This window comes from Novosphingobium beihaiense (assembly GCF_022832375.1).
GTDB classification, from domain to species: domain Bacteria; phylum Pseudomonadota; class Alphaproteobacteria; order Sphingomonadales; family Sphingomonadaceae; genus Novosphingobium; species Novosphingobium beihaiensis.
Genome location: NZ_JALHLG010000056.1, coordinates 1 through 20,749, shown reverse-complemented (window position 1 = coordinate 20,749; position 20,749 = coordinate 1). Strand labels below are relative to the sequence as shown.

The 20,749-nt window shown below is 66.9% G+C and carries 17 protein-coding genes; 12 read left to right on the top strand and 5 right to left on the bottom strand.

Going from position 1 to position 20,749, the window contains the following annotated elements; translation table 11 throughout:
• The 4 genes from MTR66_RS19515 to MTR66_RS19500 form a co-directional block, all read left to right on the top strand.
• The coding region (locus MTR66_RS19515; protein WP_243924074.1) for a hypothetical protein at positions 1-223 on the top strand (223 nt) is incomplete at its 5' end.
• The gene (locus MTR66_RS19510; protein WP_268740620.1) at positions 220-993 is read left to right on the top strand and encodes a sigma-70 family RNA polymerase sigma factor; all 774 of its coding nucleotides are present in this window, start codon (positions 220-222) and stop codon (positions 991-993) included. The genes MTR66_RS19515 and MTR66_RS19510, both read left to right, overlap by 4 nt.
• A gap of 165 nt (positions 994-1,158) precedes the next feature.
• The gene (locus MTR66_RS19505; RefSeq protein ID WP_243924072.1) at positions 1,159-2,586 is read left to right on the top strand and encodes a M16 family metallopeptidase; all 1,428 of its coding nucleotides are present in this window, start codon (positions 1,159-1,161) and stop codon (positions 2,584-2,586) included.
• Between the two features lie 13 nt (positions 2,587-2,599).
• Entirely contained in the window at positions 2,600-4,000 is a 1,401-nt protein-coding gene (locus MTR66_RS19500) for a M16 family metallopeptidase (RefSeq protein WP_243924070.1), read from the top strand.
• Positions 4,001-4,167: 167 nt separating this feature from the next.
• On the opposite strand, the gene MTR66_RS19495 is transcribed toward MTR66_RS19500, so the two are convergent.
• A complete protein-coding gene (locus MTR66_RS19495) occupies positions 4,168-6,219 on the bottom strand; it encodes a protein-disulfide reductase DsbD family protein (RefSeq protein WP_243924068.1) in 2,052 nt (683 codons plus the stop codon).
• A 97-nt stretch (positions 6,220-6,316) separates the two neighbouring features.
• On the opposite strand from MTR66_RS19495, the gene MTR66_RS19490 reads away from it, so the two are divergent.
• Together MTR66_RS19490 and MTR66_RS19485 are read left to right on the top strand one after the other, a co-directional pair.
• Positions 6,317-8,008, top strand: a complete 1,692-nt coding sequence (locus MTR66_RS19490; protein WP_243924066.1) for an alkaline phosphatase family protein — start codon at positions 6,317-6,319, stop codon at positions 8,006-8,008.
• A complete protein-coding gene (locus tag MTR66_RS19485) occupies positions 8,005-9,249 on the top strand; it encodes a UbiH/UbiF/VisC/COQ6 family ubiquinone biosynthesis hydroxylase (RefSeq protein WP_243924064.1) in 1,245 nt (414 codons plus the stop codon). The genes MTR66_RS19490 and MTR66_RS19485 overlap by 4 nt, the downstream gene beginning before the upstream one ends.
• Before the next feature lie 128 nt (positions 9,250-9,377).
• Here MTR66_RS19485 and MTR66_RS19480 read toward each other — a convergent pair whose 3' ends face one another.
• The 3 genes from MTR66_RS19480 to hemC are packed head-to-tail and all read right to left on the bottom strand — an operon-like array spanning position 9,378 to position 11,997.
• Entirely contained in the window at positions 9,378-10,325 is a 948-nt protein-coding gene (locus MTR66_RS19480; RefSeq protein WP_243924063.1) for an MICOS complex subunit MIC60, read from the bottom strand.
• Entirely contained in the window at positions 10,326-11,048 is a 723-nt protein-coding gene (locus tag MTR66_RS19475; RefSeq protein ID WP_243924061.1) for a uroporphyrinogen-III synthase, read from the bottom strand. It lies immediately after the preceding gene.
• A gap of 1 nt (position 11,049) precedes the next feature.
• Positions 11,050-11,997 (bottom strand): hydroxymethylbilane synthase, encoded by a 948-nt coding sequence (hemC, locus tag MTR66_RS19470; RefSeq protein WP_268740619.1) that lies wholly within the window; start codon positions 11,995-11,997, stop codon positions 11,050-11,052.
• A 44-nt stretch (positions 11,998-12,041) separates the two neighbouring features.
• Here hemC and tsaD point away from each other — a divergent pair, with 44 nt between their 5' ends.
• The 6 genes from tsaD (at position 12,042) to MTR66_RS19440 (ending at position 19,025) form a co-directional block, all read left to right on the top strand.
• A complete protein-coding gene (tsaD, locus tag MTR66_RS19465) occupies positions 12,042-13,121 on the top strand; it encodes a tRNA (adenosine(37)-N6)-threonylcarbamoyltransferase complex transferase subunit TsaD (protein WP_243924059.1) in 1,080 nt (359 codons plus the stop codon).
• On the top strand, positions 13,118-14,155 hold the full coding sequence (locus MTR66_RS19460) for an NAD(P)H-dependent glycerol-3-phosphate dehydrogenase (RefSeq protein ID WP_243924056.1): 1,038 nt from the start codon (positions 13,118-13,120) through the stop codon (positions 14,153-14,155). Before tsaD ends, MTR66_RS19460 begins: the two co-directional genes overlap by 4 nt.
• Complete coding sequence (locus MTR66_RS19455; protein ID WP_243924054.1) at positions 14,152-15,681, top strand: lipopolysaccharide biosynthesis protein; 1,530 nt, start codon at positions 14,152-14,154, stop codon at positions 15,679-15,681. The genes MTR66_RS19460 and MTR66_RS19455 overlap by 4 nt, the downstream gene beginning before the upstream one ends.
• Before the next feature lie 377 nt (positions 15,682-16,058).
• A complete protein-coding gene (locus tag MTR66_RS19450; RefSeq protein WP_243924078.1) occupies positions 16,059-17,531 on the top strand; it encodes a vWA domain-containing protein in 1,473 nt (490 codons plus the stop codon).
• Between the two features lie 32 nt (positions 17,532-17,563).
• Entirely contained in the window at positions 17,564-18,286 is a 723-nt protein-coding gene (locus MTR66_RS19445) for an OmpA family protein (RefSeq protein WP_243924052.1), read from the top strand.
• 130 nt (positions 18,287-18,416) lie between these two features.
• A complete protein-coding gene (locus MTR66_RS19440; protein ID WP_243924076.1) occupies positions 18,417-19,025 on the top strand; it encodes a hypothetical protein in 609 nt (202 codons plus the stop codon).
• 51 nt (positions 19,026-19,076) lie between these two features.
• Here the strand turns inward: MTR66_RS19440 and MTR66_RS19435 are convergent, their stop codons facing one another.
• Positions 19,077-20,576: a S10 family peptidase gene (locus tag MTR66_RS19435; protein WP_243924050.1), complete on the bottom strand. Its 1,500-nt coding sequence runs from the start codon at positions 20,574-20,576 to the stop codon at positions 19,077-19,079.
• Between the last annotated feature and the right edge of the window lie 173 nt (positions 20,577-20,749).

Genomic DNA, 20,749 nt, shown 5'->3' with positions numbered 1-20,749 from the left:
GCTCGTCGTCCAGCCCGCCGCGCGCCGGGCGCTGGCAGCGCTGCTGCGGCTGCGCGCGCCCTCGTGCCTCGTTATCTCCATCGCCGAGCTGCCCGCAACGCAGCCGATCGAAGTCGTCGACGTCATCGGCACCGCGCCCGCCGTCAATCAGCAGCCGGGCCTGGCGCATCACGATTCCACAGCAAACACGTATCAAGACCAAGCAGAGAGCATGGCCGCATGAAACAAGACCAAGGCGCATTCACGTCCGCGCATGCCACTCCTGTTCCCGCTGGCCGCCCCAACCGGATCGCTGGGGCCTATCAGGGGGACGTAGCCGACCGCGTCCGGCGGTTCCTGCCGATGGTCAGGCGATTGGCCTGGCACGTCCACGGATCCGGCAGACCGGGCATCGAACTGGAAGACCTGATTCAGGCAGGCCTCGTCGCGCTGACCGAATGCGCGCAGAAGCATTCCGGACCGACCGAGGACGGTTTTGCCGCCTACGCCAAGATGCGCGTGCGCGGGGCGATGGTCGATCTCATCCGCCGCACCATACCGATGTCGCGCGGCGCCACCGAAAGGCGAAAGATGCTGGCCGAAAAGGAAGCCGAACTGCGCACCCAGCTGGGCCGGGATCCGCATCCGCAGGAACTGGCGGATGCGATGGGCCTTGCTGCGCAGGATCTTGCCGCCTTGCGCGATTCCAGCCAGCCGCTGCGCTTCGATTCCATCGACGAGGTCTATTCCGATCAGAACACCGCCTTCGCCGACGAGACGCCGGACAGCTTCTCGCTCATGGCTGACGAGGAAGTGCGGGAGTCGGTGATCGAGGCGATCACCGAACTGCCCGAACGTCTCAAGCTGGTGGTTCAGCTCTACTTCGTGGAAGAGATGAACCTCGCCGAGATCGCGGAAGTGCTGCAGGTTTCGATCCCGCGCGTGCACCAGTTGAAGGCGCAGGCGCTGGGCAAGCTGCGCGAAAGCCTTGAAGGGGTTGCCGATATTCTGTGACCCCCGGCCTTGCGGGGTTATAATTCTGTAATGCCGTTGGTCGATGGCACGATGCGGTTCGTCGATTAAAGCCCTGTTCAGTTTCGGCGCGCTCTACCCCGTGCCGATCCAATGCGGGGGGCAGGGGTCTCCCGTCCCATGGGACTGTCCGGGAGCCTCATCGACATGATTCAGCACGGCAGACTGAAGCGCGCGGCCCTTTTCGCCGCGCCCCTGCTCGCCTTAGCCATCCCCGCCCAGGCTGCGTTCGCGGCCGATCCTGCGGCCAAGAGCGCACCGGCCGCCGCCGTGCATGTGCCGGTGGAATATCACAAGCTGGCCAATGGCCTGAAAGTGGTGATCTCGCCCGATCACTCGGTGCCCACGACCACGATCGGCGTCTACTATGGCATCGGCTTCCGCGTCGAGCCGAAGGACCGCACTGGCTTTGCCCACTTGTTCGAGCACATGATGTTCCAGGGCTCGCAGAACCTGGGCAAGGCGGAGTTCATCGGCCTCGTCAACAAGAACGGCGGCGTGCTCAACGGATCGACCCGGTTCGATTTCACCAACTATTACGAAGTCGTCCCCAGCAACACGACCGAGACTTTCCTCTGGGCCGAGGCCGACCGGATGAAGGGGCTGGACATTACCCAGGCCAACCTGACCAACCAGCAGGAAGTCGTGAAGAACGAGGTCAAGGTCAACGTCCTCAACCAGCCCTATGGCGGTTTCCCGTGGCTCGACCTGCCGCAGCTCGCCAATTCCAACTGGTACAACGCGCATAATTTCTACGGCGATCTCAAGGAGATCGATGCGGCGACGCTGGAGGACGTGCAGGCCTTCTTCAAACAGTACTATGCGCCCAACAACGCGGTGCTGGTGGTGGCCGGCGATGTCGATCCCAAACAGGTGATGGGCTGGGCGAAGCAATACTTCGGCGTGATCCCCGCCGCGCCGAAGATCGTGCGCCCGGATATCTCCGAACCGCGCCAGACGGCCGAGAAGCGGATCGAGAAAGTCGATCCGCTGGCGCCGCAGCCCGCGCTGGCCTGGGCCTATCACGTGCCGCCCAAGGGCACGCCCGAATGGGCCGCGATGAACCTGATCGACCTGATGCTGATGCAGGGCAACGACAGCCGCTTCACCAAGGTTCTGGTGAACGAGAAAGGCTATGGCGGCAGTGTCTCGGGCGGCATCAACTGGCCGCTGGGCAACGATTACGACTACAACGGGCCGATGCTGTGGTCCGGCATGATCATTCACAGTGCCGATGTCAGCGACGATACGATCCTCGCCAGTATCGACGGCATCGTGAAGGATCTGCAGACCAATCTCATCACTCCCGCCGAACTCGAACGCGCCAAGACCAAGGCCCGTTCGAAGCTCTATGACGTGATCGGGGACGGCAACCGGGTCGGCCTCGTCAACCTGCTGGCCAGCTTCGCGCTGTTCGATGACGATCCGGGCCGGATCAACAATCTGGAGCAGGAAATCGGCAAGGTCACGCCCGAGCTGATCCGCAAGACCGCGCAGGAATACCTGCGGCCCACCAACCGCTCGGTCATCGACCTGAAGCCCGGCAAGAAAGCCGCGGCGGATGCGGGCCAGTAAGGGAGGCGAGACGATGAAGATGTTCCTGGCTTTTGCCGCTGCCACTGCCGCCCTTGCCACTGGCATTGCCGCCGTGCCCCAGACCGTCGCAGCCAAGGAAGCGCCCCCGGCACCCGGCCCGGCGCGCCCGTTCACGCTGCCGCAGATGACCACGTACAGCCTGCCCAACGGCATGCATGTTACGCTGATCCCTTATGGCAATGTGCCCAAGGCGACGATCCTCGCCAGCGTCTACACCGGCAATATCGACGATGGCGGCAACGTCTGGCTTTCGGACATGACCGGGGCGCTGATGGAAAAGGGCGCGGCTGGGCACGATGCCTCGCAATTGGCCGATCTGGCGGCGGGGATGGGCGGCAGCCTGTCGCTGTCGAACGGGCTCAACATCACCACCGCCTCGATGGACGTGCTGAGCGAGGATGCCCCGCAGGCGATCGGCCTGATCGCGGACCTGCTGCAACGGCCCGATTTCAAGCCGGACCAGCTGGAGAAAGTGCGCGCAGATCTGATGCGCAATCTTTCGGTCGCCAAGTCCTCGCCCAATGCGATTGCGCGCGATGCCTTTTCGAAGACGCTCTATCCGGGCCACCCCTATGGCCAGACCTTCCCCACGAAGGAGCAACTGGCAGGTTATACGCTCGATCAGATCAAGGCGTTCCACGCGGCCAACTTCGGCGCGGCGCGCACGCATTTCTATGTCGTGGGCCATTTCGATGCCGCCGCCGTGCGTGCGGGAATCGAAAAGGCGTTCGGCGGCTGGAAGGCCGGGCCCGCGCCCACGTCGCTGCCGGTTCCGGCCAGCCCCGATCCCAAGGTGGTACTGCTCGACCGCCCGGGCGCGCCGCAATCGATGGTGCTGATCGGCGAGCGGGTCGAAAAGCCCGGCGCCAATGTCGATTTCAAGGCGGCGAGCACGCTGCTGGGCGGCTACTTCTCCTCGCGTATCACCCGCAATATCCGTGAGGACAAGGGCTATACCTACTCCCCGCGCGCAAGCGTGGCGGACCGCGTCGAAGGCGCGTTCTGGGTGGAAAGCGCGGCCGTCACCGCCCAGTCCACCGGCCCCGCGATCAGCGAGATCTACAAGGAAATCCGCCGCATGCAGGACGAGCCGCCCACGGCTGCCGAAGTGCAGGGGATCAAGAACTACATGAACGGCACCTTCGTGATCGGCCTTTCCTCGCGCGGGGGTATGGCGAATTCGCTGTCCTCTCTCGATCTGCTCGGGCTCGGCGCGGACTACATGAACAGCTATGTCGGCAAAGTCAGCGCGCTGACCGCCGCCGATCTCCAGAACGCCGTCAAGCGCGAGCTGCCGCTGGACAAGATGAACGTGGTCGTCCTCGGCCCGCTCGACAGCGTGCGCCCGCAACTGGAAAAGGTGCCGGAGATCGCTTCGAAACTGCCGGAGTAAGGGACACGCTACCTGCGTGGGGGCAACTGTAAAGTTACCCCCGCCCCCGCTCGTCCTGAGCTTGTCGAAGGACGCTGGCGCTGTGCGTGGTTCCCCTCCTTCGACAAGCTCAGGGTGAGCGGGATGGGGCGAGGTGGCGGTGGCCCGGTGAGCCAGGCGGATAAGGGCTACTGCGCGGCCTTTTCCGCCAGCAGCGCGGGGGTGAGTACCTGCGGCAGTTTCTCCGCGCTGCCGTCTTTCGCATACCACATGTAGAGCGGCACTCCGGCGGCGCCTTGGGCGGTGAGGTAGCGGGTGATCTCCGGATCGCGCCGCGTCCAGTCGCCGCGCAGGACGACAACACCGGCCTTGTCGAACGCGGTTTTGGTGTCGGCGCGTTCGATGGCGACTTCCTCGTTCACCTTGCAGGTCAGGCACCAGTCGGCGGTCATGTAGACGAACACCGGCTTGCCTTCGGCGCGCGCCTTGGCCAGCGCGGCTTCGCTGAATGGCTTGGTGTCGAGGATGGATTCGATCCCGGCGGCGGGCGGCGCGGGCTGGGGCAGGGTCAGCAGCACGGCGGCGCATCCGGCAATGGCGATCCACGCCTGCCTTCTGGCGCTCTTGCCTTTACGCTGGCGCAGACCGAGCCAGCCGAGCACCGCGATCAGCAGCAATACGGCGATCAGCGTCAGCAGTCCGAATGTGGGACCGCCCACTTTCCATACAAGCCAGGCCAGTGCCAGTGCGGTGAGCCCCATCGGCACGGCCATCCAGTGCCGGAACCGGACCATCCACGCGCCGGGCCTGGGCAGCCGCGTGCGCAGTGCGGGGACGAAAGCCACGGCAAGGAACGGCAGCGCGATCCCCAGCCCCAGCGCCGCGAACAGCGTCAGCGCTGGCAGCACCGGCAGCAGCAGCGCCGCGCCCATAGCCGAGGCCATGAACGGCCCGGTGCAGGGCGTGGCGACGAAGGCCGCCAGCAGTCCGGTCGCAAAGGCACCTTGCGTATAGCTGCGCGGCGAACTGTTGCCCACGAAACCGGGCACGGTGAACTCAAACAGCCCCAGCAGGTTAGCCGTGATCGCGCTCGCCAGCAGGAACAGCGCCACCACCACCAGCGGCTCCTGCAACTGGAACGCCCAGCCGACCTGCTCGCCGCCCGCACGCAGGGCCAGCAGCACACCGCCGAGCGCCAGACAGGCCGCGATCACGCCCGCCGTATAGGCCAGCCCCTCGATCCGCGCATGGGCCTCGCTCTCCCCGGCCCGGGCAAGGCTCAGCGCCTTGAGGCTGAGGATTGGGAAGACGCAGGGCATCACATTGAGCAGCAGCCCCCCTGCCAGCGCCGCCAGCAGCAGCCAGGGCAGGGCAGGCAGTTCTGGCGTTTCCGCGCCTGCAAGCGGCACGCCGCCCGCAGGCACGTCCCCGGGCCGCGCGGCGAAGGAGACACCGTTGCCTTGCCCGTCCAGTTTGAGCACGCCTTCGATGCTGTCCGCTCCGCGCGGGGCGAACTTCGCACGCGGGATCGTCACCAGCAGCGTATCGCCCTTGCGCGTGAACATTTGCGGCGCGGCGTAGTCCACCACTTTGTCCTCGCGAATGAACACGTGCGGCGCGGACAGCTCCACCGAGGCAGGCAGCGGGATCGCCAGCCGCAGCGCCTTGTCCGAAAGCGCCATCGCCGCCGGGGCATCGAGCGGCGCGGGCAGGCGCTGGCGCCAGGCATCGAACTTTGCCGCCGCCCCGGGCTGCGGTGCGCCGACCGGCACTTCCACCGCCAGATCGGCGCTTTCGGGCACGCAGATTTCCTCGGTGCAGGCGAGCCACTGCGCTTTCACCCGCACCGGCAGGCGGCTTTCCGGGTTGACGTCCGCAGGCATCGTGAAAGGCACGAGAACGGCATATTCGCTCTCGTAAACATGGTTCATCAGCCCTTGCACCAGCAGCGTCTGCGGCACCGGATAGGCCGGTTCCCCCACTTTCGCGCCTTTGGGCAGCGTCCAGTCGAGCTGCATGCCCAGCCCGGCATCGCCGGGATTGACCCAGTAGCCATGCCAGCCTTTTTCGGGCGTCATGCGGATGGCCAGAGTGGTTTCCCCGCCCGGCTCTGCGGCGGGGCCCGCGATCAGTTCGGCGGCGATATGGTTGGGCACAGCCAGCGCGGCCGGGCTCCACAGGATCAGTGCGAGCAATTGACACAGGAGTGCCATAAACGGGCGATAGCAGCGCAAATCCATCAAGCTTCCGTGCGTTGGGGCTCTTGCGCTTGTCGCGCGTTCCGGTCATCGACGCATCTGCCTGCATTGCGCCGACAATTCAAGGAACTCTCCCCCCATGCGCCCCGCTCTTCCGAAGATCGCTCTTCCGCTGCTCGCACTGGCCACCGCGCTGTCTTTTACCAGCCCCGCGCTGGCGGATGAGACGCCCGCCGCGCCCCCGGCCGCAGAGGCCGCTGCGCCTGCCGCGCCGCCCCGGTTGATCGTGGCGATCTCGGTCGATCAGTTCTCGGCGGATCTTTTTGCGCAGTACCGCGAGCATTTCTCCAAGGGCTTCGGCCGCCTGCTGCAAGGCGCGGTGTTCCCCAGCGGCTACCAGTCGCACGCGGCGACCGAGACCTGCCCCGGCCACTCGACGCTGCTGACGGGCGTCCACCCCTCGCGCACCGGCATCGTTGCCAATAACTGGTACGTTCCGGGCATCGGCCGTGCGGACAAGAAGGTCTATTGCGTCGAGGACGAAACCAATCCGAAAAGCACGCCGAAGAAGCCGGTGGTCTCGCCCGGGCACCTCAAGGCGCCGACGCTGGGCGATCTGCTGAAAAAGCGGAACCCGGCGACGATCAACGCCGCCGTTTCCGCCAAGGATCGCGCGGCCGTGATGATGAGCGGGCATGACACTGATGCGGTCTACTGGTTCGACGGCAAGGGCTTCACCACGTTCGAAGACCGCAAGATCACGCCTGCGGTGAAGGCCGAGAACGCTGCCGTCGCCGCGCTGGTCGATGCCGGGAACGGCCCTCTGCCGGTGCCGGGATACTGCGGCGCTGTGGATCACGCGGTGAAAGTGAAGGACTTCACGATCGGCACTTACCGCTTCCCGCAGCAGGCAGGCGATTACAGCACGTTCAAGCGCGGCCCGCGCCTCGATGCGGCGACGGGCGACATGGCGATCCGCATGGTCGACGAACTCGGCATGGGCAAGGACGCGGTGCCGGACGTGCTTTCCGTCAGCTTCTCGCAGACCGACCGCGTGGGCCATGCTTTCGGGCATGAGGGCGTGGAGATGTGCATCCAGCTCGCGCAGCTCGATGCCACGCTCGGCAAGCTGTTCGCTGCGCTCGACGCGCGCGGGATCGACTATGCAGTGGTGTTGAGCGCGGATCATGGCGGCTTCGATGCGCCGGACCGGCTCAACCAGCAGGGCTATCCGGCGGCGAAATATATCAGCCCCGCGCTGGAAGGCGATGCGCTGGCCGCTGCGGTCTCGAAGGAAACCGGTATCACCGCGCCGCAGGGCAAGCTGCTCTATGGCGGCGGCAGCTCGGGCGATATCTACCTCGGCGCAGGCCTGACGAAGGCGCAGCGCAAGACCGTGACTGAAGCGCTGGTCGCACTGCTCAAGGCCAATCCCGAAGTGGATGCGGTCTATACGGCGGACGAGCTCAAGGCTTTGCAGGTGCCGCACGGCGATCCGCAGGACTGGACGATGATCGAGCGCGTGCGCGCTTCCTTCGATCCCGAGCGTTCGGGCGACGTGCTGATGATGACCAAGCGCGGCGTCGTCGGCATCTCTGATCCCGAGCAGGGGCATACCGCCACGCACGGCAGCCCGTGGGACTATGACCGCCGCGTGCCGATCGTGTTCTGGCGCAAGGGCATGGCGGGCGAGGAGCAGCCCGTCCCGGTCGAAACCGTCGATATCGCACCCACTCTCGCGGCGCTCGTGGGGCTGAAGGAACCGGCGGGCACATGGGACGGAAGATGTCTCGACATTGATGGTTCTGAGGCCGATACCTGCGCTCGATGAGCGACTCGGAAACCACTGCGAAGCCTGCGGGGGAAACCCGCGATCTGATCATCCTCGGCGGCGGCCTCGTCGGCATGACGCTGGCGCTGGCGGCTGCCAAAGCGGGGATCACCAGCCATGTGATCGACCGTGCCGACCCGGCCGATCTCGTGGCCGTGGGGGCGGACGGGCGCGCCTCCGCGATCTCCACCGCAAGCTGGAATCTCTTCGCCAATATCGGGCTGGGCGAGCGCCTTGCCCCGCTCGGCTGCGCGATCGATTCCATCGCCGTGACCGACGGGATGAAGCCCGGCCAGATCGACTTCGCGCCCAAGCCCGATGAAGGCTCGCTGGGCCGGATGTTCTTCAACCGCGATCTGCGTCTCGCGCTGTTCGACGCAGCGAAGGACGAGCCTGCTATCGCCTGGCATGTGAAGACCGAAGCGGTGCGCCGCGATCGGGGCGCGCACGGCGTCGAAGTGGAACTGAGCGACGGGCGCGTGCTGCGCGCCTCGCTGCTGGTCGCGGCGGAAGGGCGCCAGTCGCCCACGCGCGATGAAGCCGGCTTCTCGATGGCCAAGTGGGATTACAAGCACCGCGCGATGGTGACGGCGCTCTATCACGACAAGCCGCATCAGGGCACGGCGTGGGAAATCTTCTATCCCGCCGGGCCTTTCGCGTTGCTGCCGCTGCTCGACGACGATGAGGGCCGCCACCGCAGTGCGCTTGTCTGGACCGTGGCGGAAAAGGATGCAGCGGGCGTGATCGCCATGCCCGATGCGATGTTCCTGAACGAGGCGGCCGCGCGCATGCACGGCATTCTCGGCAAGATCGAACTCGCCGCGCCCCGCATGAGCTATCCGTTGAAATTCCACCATGCCGCCAAAGTGATCGACCAGCGCCTTGCCGTAATCGGCGATGCCGCGCACGGGATGCACCCGATTGCCGGGCAGGGCCTCAATCTGGGTCTGCGCGACGTGGGCGCGCTGGTGGAAGTGCTGGCCGATGGCATGCGCCTCGGCCTCGAACCGGGCGATGCACAGTTGCTTGCCCGTTATGAGCGCTGGCGCGCGCTCGACAGCGTTGTTTCGATGTCAGTGACGGATAGCCTCACCCGCCTGTTCGGTGTGCCGGGCAAGATCCCCAGCGCCGTGCGCCGCCTCGGCATGGGCGCGGTGCAGCGCATGCCCACGCTCAAGCGCTTCTTCATGAACGAGGCGCGCGGCATGTCGGGCAAGCTGCCGGAGCTGTTGCAGGGGTAACGGGCGGCCTAATACCCTATGCGTCGCCCCCGCGAAGGCGGGGGGCAACTTCCTTTTAAGTCAGTTTCCCGGAAACATAGCGGGATCCCCGCCTTCGCGGGGATGACGGGAAATTGGGAGGCAGAGGCTCACTCGTCCGGCGCCGCTGCCGCATCCGGCGTGGCGGTTGGCACAGGCGTGGCCAGCGGGCTGGGCTGGTCGACCTTGTGACCTTCGGCGTCCTTCAGGCGGCTGGGTTCGAGCATGGCCGTTGTTTCCAGCAGGTCCAGTGCGTGCTGTGTGTCTTCATAGCGCCGGGCATCGGTGATCCACGTTTGCGCTTGCTGGGCGCCGGGCAGGCGTTCGACTTCGGCGATGGCATTGGTCATGCGCCGCGCGGTGAGCATGACTTTGGCGCGGTCTATGCGGGCCGATGGCGAAACCAGTGCCGCGGCATCGCGCCGGATCACGAACAGCGAACTCAGTTCGGTGCCCGCACGCTCCCACAGGCTTTTCTTGCTCTCGGAGCCGGTTCCGGTCAGTTCCGGAGAGAGGGCTTCCAGCCGGGCGGACAGTTCGTCGATAGTGACGGGATTCTGGGAAAAGGCGATGATCGTTTCCACCGCGCGCGGCTGGGCATTCATGAAGCGCAGCTTGAGCTGATCGGCCACGTAGCTGAGCGGTTCGCCCCGGTCGATCATGCGGCGGGCGGCGAAGGCGATCAGCAGGCCTTCGGCACGGGCGGCATTGCCCGACGCGGCGTCGGTCTGGAAATCGAGGCGGGAGATACGGTCTTCCAGCAGGGCAAGACGGCCCTCTACCGAACTGATCGCGGCCATCTGCGCCGCCGTGGTCTCGGGCGGCGTCTTGGCGGGCGCTTCGTCCTCCACCGCAGCTTCGTCTGCCGGTTCGGCGAGAGTCGTTGCCGTTTCCTGCGGTTCCGGTGCTGTCAGCACGCTCGACAGATAGCCGCGTGAAGCCGCCCAGGCGACCAGCGCCGCTCCCAGCACAAAGGCCAGGAGGGCGGCAAACAGCGTGATGCTGCGTGAGCGCGGACGGCTGGAGGATGGTGCGGCGGTGGCAGAATAGTCCTGCATTTAACCTTGTTCTGGCCGTTGTGATTGGGATCCCGAGCCTGCTTCTTCGCACATCTGCGCGGCCAAGGCCAGCAATGCGGCGTCGCTGGGCCGATCAGCGTTGCGCAAGGCGGCCCAGCCGCTCCCGGCGCGCGCGGCAACGCGCGGCCCGATGGCGGCGATCCGCACCTTGCCGTGATCGATCGCGGCCGTGCGGCAAAGCTGCGCGAAATACGCGGCGGCCTCGCCCGAATGGAGCAGGACCAGCGCAGGCGCGGCGAGCCGGGTGGCAAGGCAGGGCGGCATCGGCAGCGCTTCGCTGGCGTAGACTTCGCGGGTGATCATGGCGATACCGGCGGGGATGGCCAGATCGACCCGTTCGCGTCCGGCCAGGCGCAGCAGGCGGCGGTGGCCGGGGCGCAGTTGATCCAGCAGCGGCTGCAATCCGCCCTTGCCAGTGGCGATGACGTTGAGTCCGGCCTCGCGTGCCGCCTCGGCCGTCTTTTCCCCCACCGCATAAGCAGGCAGCTCCCGGTAGAGCGCCAGTGCCCCGCCGCCGTGGCGCAGGGCATTGGCGCTGCCCAGCAGCAGCGCGTCCACATCCTCGCGCGGCACCGGCTGCCAGGGCAGCGGGCGCACGGCGAAAAGCGGGAAGGCATGGGCATCGAGCCCCATCGCCCGCGCCTGTTCCACGGTTACCGCCGCGCCCGGTTCGGGCCGCAGGACGAGAACCGGCAGCGCCATGTCAGGTGCCGGGGCCGTCGAAGTGATCGGCAATCGCAGGAACGGCGCGGGCGAGCAGGTCTGCAGCCAACCGCGCCGGGGCCTCTTCGTCGCTGGTGGCGAACCGGGCGTGGCCTTCGACATGTTCGGCCCCGTCCGGGCTGTAAAGCGCGGCGCGCATCACCAGTTCGTGGCCGTAGGAGCGCGTGAGCACGGCGATCGGGCTGTGGCAATTGCCTCCCAGACCTGCCAGCAAGGCGCGTTCGGCCATGACTTCGGCACGGCTCTGGCCATGATCGACGGCGGACAGGAACGTGCGGGTGCGTTCGTCGCCGGCGCGGCATTCGATCACGATCGCGCCCTGCCCCGGGGCGGGGAGCCAGTGCTCCTCGTCGAGCGGATGGCCGGTGCCGTGTTCGCCCAGACGCTTGAGCCCGGCGGCGGCAAGGAAGGTGGCGTCCGCTTCGCCCGCCGCCAGCTTGGCCAGACGGGTGGCGACATTGCCCCGGAACGTCACCGCCTTGCAGTCCGGCCGGGCGTGGAGCAATTGCGCGGCGCGGCGCGGCGCGCTGGTGCCGACGACGGCGCCTTCGGGCAGAGCGGCGATGCTTTCCGCGCCGATCAGCACATCGCGCACGTCCTCTCGCGGGAGCACGGCGGCGATGGTGAACAGGTCCGGGCGCAGCGTTTCAACGTCCTTGGCCGAATGCACCGCAAAGTCGATCTCGCCCGCCGCCAGCCAGGCGTCGAGCTCCTTGGTCCACAGCGCCTTGCCGCCGATTTCGGCCAGGGCGCGGTCCTGGATGCGATCGCCGCTGGCGGTTACGGCCACGATCTCTATATGCGCCGGATCGATTCCATGCGCCTGCGCCAGCCGGTCGCGTGCTTCCTCGGCCTGGGCCATGGCAAGCGGCGAGCGGCGGGTGCCGAGGCGGAAAGTCTGGTTTGAGGTATGTGTCTGCGTTTCCATGGGCGGCTTGTGCTACCCGTCAATGTCGTTCAGGGGAAGGCAGGATGAGGATCATTCTCGGCATAGAATCGTCCTGCGATGAAACCGCAGCGGCGCTGGTGACCAGCGAGCGCACCATTCTGGCGCAGCACATCGCCTCGCAGGACGAAGTGCACCGCCCTTATGGCGGCGTGGTGCCGGAGATCGCCGCGCGCGCCCATGCCGAGCGGCTGGCCCCGATGATCGAGGCGACGCTGGCCGATGCGGGCATGACGCTGGACGATGTCGATGCGATTGCCGCCACGGCGGGGCCGGGGCTGATCGGCGGGGTCATGGTCGGCCTCGTCACTGCCAAGGCACTGGCGATGGCGGCGGACAAGCCGCTGATCGCGGTGAACCATCTGGAAGGCCACGCACTGTCGCCGCGCCTGGCCGATCCCGAGCTGGCCTATCCCTATCTGCTGCTGCTGGTCTCCGGCGGGCATTGCCAGATCCTGCTGGTGGAAGGCGTGGGGCAGTTCCGCCGTCTGGCCACCACCATCGACGATGCGCTGGGCGAGGCCTTCGACAAGTCGGCCAAAGTGCTGGGCCTCGGCTATCCCGGCGGCCCGGCGCTGGAGCGGCTGGCGCGTGAGGGCGATGCGAAGAAAGTGCCGCTGCCGCGCCCGCTGCTGGGCAGTGCGGAGCCGCACTTCTCCTTTGCGGGCCTGAAGAGTGCAGTGCTGCGCGCCAAGCAGAATATGCCGCCGCCGGTGCAGGGCTGTGTCGCGGGCAGCGTGGTGCCGCCTGCCTATAGCGATGCCGACATTGCCGCCTCGTTCCAGCAGGCGGCCATCGATTGCCTGATCGACCGCGCCCGCCGCGCGCTGGCGGGCGTGGGGCCGGTCAATGCGCTGGTGGTTGCAGGCGGGGTGGCGGCCAATACGGCGATCCGCACGGCGCTGGAAAACCTGGCCGCAGACCATGATCTGCCGTTCATTGCACCGCCATTGGCGCTGTGTACGGACAATGCGGCGATGATCGCATGGGCCGGGCTCGAACGGTTCGAGCGCGGGCAGTCGGACCCGCTCGACGTGGCAGCGCGGCCGCGCTGGCCGCTCGATCCGGATGCCGAGGCCGTGCGCGGGGCGGGAGTGAAAGCATGACCCTTCGGCAGGCTCAGGACGAACGGCAGGCTCAGGATCAGCGGCGCGTCGGCGTGATTGGCGCGGGGGCCTGGGGCACGGCGCTGGCGCAATCGCTGGCAGGCGATGGCAGCGAAGTGCTGCTCTGGGCGCGCGAACCGGACCTCGCCGCGCAGATCAACCGGGAACATCGCAACGGGCTTTACTTGCCCGACGCGGTGCTGGCCGAAACCATCCGTGCGACGAGCGATCTCGCCGATCTGGCCTCCCTGCCGGTGCTGCTGGCGGTCGTGCCCGCGCAGTTCCTTGCCTCGGTGATTGGCGGGCTGCCGCAGGGGACGCGCGATCTGGTGCTCTGTGCCAAGGGGATCGAGGCGGGCACCGGGCGGCTGATGTCCGATGTCGCCGCCGATGCCGCGCCGGACGCGCATCTGGCGGTGCTTTCGGGCCCGACTTTCGCGCATGAAGTGGCCGCTGGACTGCCCACTGCCGTCACGCTCGCCTGTTCGGGCGGCGAGGCGCAGTGGAAGCGGCTGGCGCCTGTCATCGCCCGCCCGGCGCTGCGGCCCTATCATTCGGACGACGTGATCGGCGCCGAGATCGGCGGCGCGGTGAAGAACGTGCTCGCGATTGCCTGCGGCGTGGTGGACGGATTGAAACTCGGGCAGAATGCGCGCGCGGCGCTGATTGCGCGCGGCTATGCCGAAATGCTGCGCTTTGGCCTCGCGCGCGGTGCGCAGCCCGAAACGCTGTCCGGCCTGTGCGGGCTGGGCGATCTGGTGCTGACCTGCTCGTCCACCTCCAGCCGCAATTTCTCGCTCGGCCTCGCGCTGGGGCAGGGGCTGACGGCGGAACAGGCGCTTTCCGGCAAGAACAGCGTGGCCGAAGGCGCGGCGACGGCGCCGGTGCTGGCCGGTCTGGCGCGGCGCGACGGAATCCAGATGCCGATTGTCGATGCGGTCTGCCGCCTGCTTTCGGGCGAAGCGCCGGCGGGGGCGGTGGTGACGGACCTGCTCGCCCGCCCGCTGCGCACTGAGGGGGAGTTCGCTCTTTGAGCGAGACAGTCAGCCGCGAGGACGCGGCACTCGAAAAACGCGAAAATGACGATATCGCGGCCCTGGCCAAGGGCGGGCGGACGAACTTCTTCGGCTTCTTCCTGCGCCTGGCCGCGCGCATCCCGTTCCTGTTCATCGCGGGCCGCGCGGCGGCTTACGGCCCGGCGGCGCTGGGCCGGTTCGCCTCGGCGCTGGTGGTGATCGAACTCACCGCGATGCTGTGCACGATGGGCGAGAAGCGCGGCCTGGCGCAGCGTCTTTCGGATACCGAAGGGCAGGTTCACCCGGCCAACGTGATTGCCGACGGCACGATCCTGGCGCTGATCACCTCCTGCGCCGCCGCGCTGTTCTTCTATCTGGTGCCTGCCCCGATGTTCCCGGGCGGCACATACAGCCAGATCGACCGGCTGATCGTGATTGCGATCCCGCCGCTGACGCTGACCGAGATCTGGCTGGCCGCGCTTGCCTATCGCCTGCGGATCAGCCCCACCGTATGGTCTCGCGCCATCGTCGAGCCGTGGACGATCTCGATCATGGCCGGGGCGATGATCTGGATCGCACCGGAGAGCGGGCTGACGCTGGCCTATGTCTCTTCCGTCTTCGCGGCATCGCTGACCGCGTTCATCCCCTTTTTCCGCGAATACGGCGTGCCTCGAAACTGGCGTCCGCACCCCGGCGAAATGCACCGGCTGGCGGTGCGCTCGATGCCGATCGCGCTGGCCGATGCCATCGAATGGGGCACGCGGCGCGTGGATATCCTGCTGCTGGGCTTTCTGGCCCCGCCTGCGGCGGTCGGCGTCTATTACGCCGCGCAGCAGGTGGCGAGCCTGCCGCAGAAGCTCAAGACAAGTTTCGAACCGGTGCTCGGCCCCGTCATCACGCGCAATCTCAAGAAGAAGGACTATGGCGCGATTGCCCGCCAGGTCTGCCAGGTGGGCTTCTGGATCACGGCTGCACAGGCCGGCATCGCGCTCGCTCTGGCGATCCCCGGCGAGGGCGTCATGGGCCTGATCGGCCGCCAGTTCGTGGGCGGCACCGGGGCGCTGGCGCTGCTGCTGGCCGCCGAAGTCGTCGCCGCGACGGCCGTGGTGAGCGAGGCAGCGCTGATCTATGTCGCGCGGGTGCGCAACCTTGCCGTCTCGGTGATGACGATCGGGCTGCAGGCGGTGCTGACGTTGACCGGCATCCTGCTGATGCAGCATCTGGGCTACAATTCGCTCTATCAGGCAGCGGCTGCGGCGGGAGCGCTGGTGGTTGCGCTGGGGCTCGCCTCGATCGTGAAGTCGCGGATGCTGGCGCGTTTTCTGGGAGAGCGGATCAACAACTGGCGCTGGGCGCTGGTCTGGGCGGCGGCTCCGGCAGTGGTCCTGGGCTATCTGGCCACGCAGTACTTGCCCGAGTGGGCGGAGCTGGCTTTCGGGATTCCGGCTATCCTCGGTTCCTACATGTGGGTGATCTGGAAAAAGGCCTTCGGCCCCGAAGACCGCAAGCTGTTCCAGAAGACCAAGTCCTCGCCCGATCTGTAAAAAGCAACCTGCACGCAGGACTCGCTGTTTATTGCGAAGGAACAGTGTTCAGTCGCGATTAAGCGCGTGTGCGGCGTTCTTTCCCGCGGACGGCGCAAGGTGGAGGGAAAATCGTGAAATTTACGCGAAGCAAGGTGTGTGCTGCGGCGATGGCCATGGCATCGGTTCTTGGCCTGTTGGCGGGGTGCAGCACGGCAGACCATTCCGGGGCGGACAAAGTGGCGAGCGCTGACACCAAAGAGGAGAGAGGGCCCGGTGTGGCGCCGCCTCCACCGCCGCCGCCGCCTCCTCCGCCTCCGCCTCCTCCGCCTCCGCCTCCTCAATACTCTTCTCTGCCGCCCGCTCCGGTTTTGACCGTAAACAAGCGCCTGTTCAACATGCCGGGAGTGGCGCCGACGCAGGCTGCGATGGCTCCGCCGCTGGCAGTCGCGCCTGTTCCGCAGAACCGCGAACGCTATGCAGGCAAGGACGTCTCGCCCGTCCACATGGTGCAGTCCGAGCCGGTTTCCACGTTTTCTGTCGATGTGGACACGGGTGCTTATGCCAATGTCCGGCGCTTCCTGATGCACGGCAACCTTCCACCGGAGGGCGCGGTGCGGACCGAGGAGATGATCAACTATTTCCGCTATGCCTATCCCCGGCCCGACAGCCGCGAGGCCCCGTTCTCGGTGACGACGGACGTGGCGGTAACGCCATGGAATCCGCAGACCCGGCTGCTGCGTGTTGGCCTGCGCGGATATGATCTGCCGCGCGATGCCCGGCCGCCCGCGAACCTCGTGTTCCTGGTTGACGTGTCCGGCTCGATGAATGCGCCGGACAAGCTGCCGCTGCTCAAGACGGCACTGTCCGGCCTTGCGGGGGAACTGGGGCCGAAGGACAAGGTTTCGATCGTCGTCTACGCGGGCGCGGCCGGGCTGGTGCTGGAGCCCACCAGCGATCCGCGCAAGATCCGCGCGGCGCTGGAGCGGCTGCAGGCGGGCGGTTCCACCGCAGGCGCGGCCGGGCTCAAGCTGGCTTACAATGTCGCCCGGGAGAACTTCATCAAGGGCGGGGTCAACCGCGTGCTGATCGGCACGGACGGCGATTTCAATGTCGGCGTCTCGAACCGCGACGATCTGATCGCGATGATCGAAAAGCAGCGCGATTCGGGCATTACGCTCACCACGCTGGGCTTCGGGCAGGGCAATTACAACGAAGCGATGATGGAGCAGATCGCCGATCACGGGAACGGCAACTATTCCTATATCGACAGCGCGCTGGAAGCGAAGAAAGTGCTGGGGGACGAGATGAGCTCGACCCTGTTCACGATCGCCAAGGACGTGAAGATCCAGGTGGAGTTCAATCCCGCCGCGGTCAGCCAGTACCGTCTGCTCGGCTACGAAAACAGGGCCCTGCGCGAAGAGGATTTCGATAACGACAAGGTCGATGCGGGCGATATCGGCGCGGGCCATCAAGTGACGGCGATCTACGAGATCGTGCCAGCCGGGGCGAAAGGCTGGATCGGCCCGCGCCGCTACGACAAGGAGGCGGCGAAGGCCAAGGGCCCGGCGAAGGAGATGGCTTACGTCAAGCTGCGCTACAAGCTGCCCGATGGCGACACCTCGAAGCTGATCGCGCGGCCGGTTGCCGCCAGCCTGTTGCAGACGGCGCGGGCGCCATCGGGAGACTTCGCCTTTGCCAGCGCGGTGGCCGCTTTCGGGCAGACGCTGCGCGGGGACGATCTGATGAACGGCTATTCGGGCGTGCAGATCGAGAAGCTCGCCGGGCCGCAGTCCGGCTATTGGCGGCAGGAATTCCTCAAGCTGGTCGATATCGCGGATTCGCTGGAGTCACCGGATAAGGGAGGCTGACAGGGCGGCTGGAAGCTTATAGGCTCGGCGGCATGAACCCCCGCCGAGCCTCGATCGCCGCCGCCGGAGCCGCACTGAGCCTTGCGATGGCCTTTGCGGCCACCAATTTGCGCGGCCCGGTGTTTATCGGCGGGCTGGAGCGGCAGGCCATGGCCGCGCGCGATGCGGCAGGCGGCAAGGGCGTGAAGCTGGCTTTTCGGGACCGTTACGGCTGGCTGACCCGCCATCCGGTGCTTTCCGGGGGCAAGCGGCTCGATGCGGCAACCCGCACACGGGTGGCTGCGGCCGTGGCGCAGGTTCCCGGAATCGGCGGCATAAGCTGGGCGCGCGAGGGACTGGCGGCGGCGCCCGCGCTCCATTGCCAGGACGATGTGGAGCGCATTCTGGAAACGCGCACGATCCGTTTCAGCGAGGCCAGCGCGCGGATCGATCCCGCCAGCGAAAGGCTGCTGGACGAAGTCGCCCGTGCGCTGCGCCCGTGCGTGGGCAGTATCATCGCGGTGATCGGGCATACCGATGCCGGGGGCAATCCCAAGGCCAATCTCGCGCTGTCGATGGCGCGGGCCAATGCGGTGCGCTGGGCATTGGTGGGCCGGGGCATTCCCGCTGACGGCCTGCGCGCGGCGGGGGTGGGGGCGAAGCAGCCGGTGCCGGGCCTCGATCCGCGCGATCCGGCCAATCGCAGGATCGAATTTTCGGTGATTTCCCCCGCGCCGGTGAAGCCGACGCCCATCGATACGCCGGGGCCGGGATAAGCCCCCTATGAAAGGATGCTGCCTTGCCGCTATGGCTTGAAATGGCTGTCTCGGTGCTGCTGGCCTACGGGCTCGGCTTCGGCATCGGCTGGCTGCTGTGGAACCGGAAGGGATAAGTACTGTGCTGCAAATGATCGAGGCCAACTGGCTGATCTTCATCGCCGCGCTGCTGGTGGGCATTGCCGTGGCCTATTGGCTGTTCGTCCACGGGACGAAGCCGCCCCGGCGCGATCGCCGCCCCGACGTGCTGGACGAAGGCGCCGCCCCTGCGCAGCGCAATCAGGCCCTGATAGACGCGCCGCCCGCCGCGCATATCGATCCCCCGGCGATGGCCGGGACGATGGCGGGCATCGGCGAAGTGATTGCGGTGGCCGCGCAGGAGGAGGTCGACAATCTGGAGCCCGAACCTGCCCCCGCACCCGCACCTGCGCCCACTCCGGCCCCCGAACCGGCGGCTGCTCCCGCCCCTGCTGCGGCGCCGGAACCGGCACCTGCCGGGGAGGCGGACGACCTGCGCAAGATCAAGGGGCTGGGCCCCAAGATGCAGACCCTGCTGATTTCTCTCGGTATCACCCGCTACGAACAGATCGCCGCCTGGACCGAGGCCGATCTCGACGATCTCGACACCAAGCTGGGCTCTTTCGCGGGCCGCCCGCGCCGGGACAACTGGGTGGAGCAGGCGAAGTTGCTCGCAGGCGGTGACACCGGCGCTTACGAGGCGAAGTTCGGCAAGCTCTGAGGGCGAAGGGAGCGCCCGCGCGGTTGATGGCGGGCGCCTCCTGAGCGCAGCTCAGCCCGCCGCCGCGTAGCTTCCCATCACGTCGCGGCGCAAGGCCGCGCCGCTATCTGGCCGGGAATAGAACATGTGGCCGCCCGGATACATGTGCAGGTTGACCCGGCCCTGCCGGGCGAAGTCCGGCATCTGCGCCAGGATCAGCTTCGATCCGTAGTAGGGGCAGGACAAGTCGTCCCAGCCGTGGACGATGTTTACCCGCATCTTCGGATCGCTGGCGATGGCCTTGCGCAAGTCGCTCACCGGGCTGTCGGTATCGTCGCGCTTCCACTCCTCGTTCACGGCATAGGACAGCGCGTGGTAGCGGGCATCGACTTTCCAGCCGACCTGCCGGGTGATGAAATCGACCATGGCGGAGGTCGTCGGCGCGATCAGCGTGGCGAGCAGCGGATCGGTATATTGGGGTGTCGCGCTGGCCGGGAACGGATCGTAGGCGGTGTAGTTTGAATCGTAGACCGAACCGATCAGGCCCTGGCTGCGGCGGATCTCGCGCAAGTAGGTCCGGCGGTCGATGCGCCCGTTCATGCGGCGCACCAGTGCGGGATCGAGCCCGGTCAGCTCCGCGACTTTGGCAGAGAGCCGGTCGGTCGCCGCCTTGTCCCCCGGCCCTGCGAGGAAGTCCTGCACGTACTGGGTGCGCATGTAGGTCTCGACCGGGCCCATGGTGGTCTCGTCGAGCGGCTTGTGCTGGCGTTCGAAATGGCCCGCCGCCATCGAGGGCAGTTCGATCATCCAGGGCAGCGGAGACAGCGCGTCGTCCTCGCCGATGGCGGGCGGGTCGAGGTAAGGCGAAACCAGCGTCATGCCCGAAATGCCCACGCCCATTTCCGTCTGCAGGTAATAGGCGAGGCGCGGCACGCGGTATCCGCCGTAGCTCTCGCCGGTGAGGTACTTGCGGCTGGTCAGCCGGTCGTTGGCGACAAGCCAGTCATAGACGATGCGGCTGAGGTAGTGGATGTCGGCATCGGCGGAGTAGAAGTCCTTTTTGGTCTTCTCCGCGTCCTCGCGGGAGCGGGAGAAGCCGGTGCCGATCGGATCGATGAAGACGAGATCGGTGAAATCGAGCCAGGAATTGGGATTGTCGCGCAGCACCGCGAGGTCGGACGGGGCATCGCCCTGATCGCCGAACGCCACGCGCTTGGGCCCGATCGCGCCGAGGTTGAGGTACACCGACGAGGCCCCCGGGCCGCCGTTGAAGGCGAACGTCACCGGGCGCGAGGTGGGGGCGCCGGGCACGGTATAGGCAGTATAGACCACTTCGCCGATGACCTTGCCCTTGTCGTCCTTCACCGGCAGCGAGCCGACAGTGGCTTTGTAGTGCACTGTCTTGCCGCCGATCACGGCCGTCTGCGCGATCGATTTGGGTTCGGGGAAGGGGGTGAAATGATCGTCGGCCTTTTCGGCGGTCTTGGTGTCGGCCGCTTTGTCGGCAGCGAATGTGGCCGAGCCGGACGCGGCCAGCAGCAGGGCCGAGCAGGCCAGAGTCAGAAATCGCATGGAATCTCGCACCTCGATTGCGTGGTGTCGGTGGGGGGGAGGCGCCAGCTTAGCGTCCCGGCGCGCGGCGGCAAGGGGGCTGCGTAGTCACCGGAATCCGAAGTTCGTCTCCTGTCCTTCGTCATTGCGAGCGCAGTGAAGCAATCCAGGGCGATGCCACTGCGCTCTGGATT

Excerpts from the sequence above, each read along its gene's own strand:
- MTR66_RS19460 (WP_243924056.1), top strand. The coding sequence starts at position 13,118 with ATGACCCTTCGGCAGGCTCAGGACGAACGGCAGGCTCAGGATCAGCGG.
- MTR66_RS19490 (WP_243924066.1), top strand. The coding sequence starts at position 6,317 with ATGCGCCCCGCTCTTCCGAAGATCGCTCTTCCGCTGCTCGCACTGGCC.
- tsaD (WP_243924059.1), top strand. The coding sequence starts at position 12,042 with ATGAGGATCATTCTCGGCATAGAATCGTCCTGCGATGAAACCGCAGCG.
- MTR66_RS19485 (WP_243924064.1), top strand. The coding sequence starts at position 8,005 with ATGAGCGACTCGGAAACCACTGCGAAGCCTGCGGGGGAAACCCGCGAT.
- MTR66_RS19440 (WP_243924076.1), top strand. The coding sequence starts at position 18,417 with ATGATCGAGGCCAACTGGCTGATCTTCATCGCCGCGCTGCTGGTGGGC.
- MTR66_RS19435 (WP_243924050.1), bottom strand. The coding sequence starts at position 20,576 with ATGCGATTTCTGACTCTGGCCTGCTCGGCCCTGCTGCTGGCCGCGTCC.
- MTR66_RS19495 (WP_243924068.1), bottom strand. The coding sequence starts at position 6,219 with ATGGATTTGCGCTGCTATCGCCCGTTTATGGCACTCCTGTGTCAATTG.
- MTR66_RS19445 (WP_243924052.1), top strand. The coding sequence starts at position 17,564 with ATGAACCCCCGCCGAGCCTCGATCGCCGCCGCCGGAGCCGCACTGAGC.
- hemC (WP_268740619.1), bottom strand. The coding sequence starts at position 11,997 with ATGGAAACGCAGACACATACCTCAAACCAGACTTTCCGCCTCGGCACC.
- MTR66_RS19510 (WP_268740620.1), top strand. The coding sequence starts at position 220 with ATGAAACAAGACCAAGGCGCATTCACGTCCGCGCATGCCACTCCTGTT.
- MTR66_RS19500 (WP_243924070.1), top strand. The coding sequence starts at position 2,600 with ATGAAGATGTTCCTGGCTTTTGCCGCTGCCACTGCCGCCCTTGCCACT.
- MTR66_RS19480 (WP_243924063.1), bottom strand. The coding sequence starts at position 10,325 with ATGCAGGACTATTCTGCCACCGCCGCACCATCCTCCAGCCGTCCGCGC.
- MTR66_RS19475 (WP_243924061.1), bottom strand. The coding sequence starts at position 11,048 with ATGGCGCTGCCGGTTCTCGTCCTGCGGCCCGAACCGGGCGCGGCGGTA.
- MTR66_RS19505 (WP_243924072.1), top strand. The coding sequence starts at position 1,159 with ATGATTCAGCACGGCAGACTGAAGCGCGCGGCCCTTTTCGCCGCGCCC.
- MTR66_RS19450 (WP_243924078.1), top strand. The coding sequence starts at position 16,059 with ATGCCGGGAGTGGCGCCGACGCAGGCTGCGATGGCTCCGCCGCTGGCA.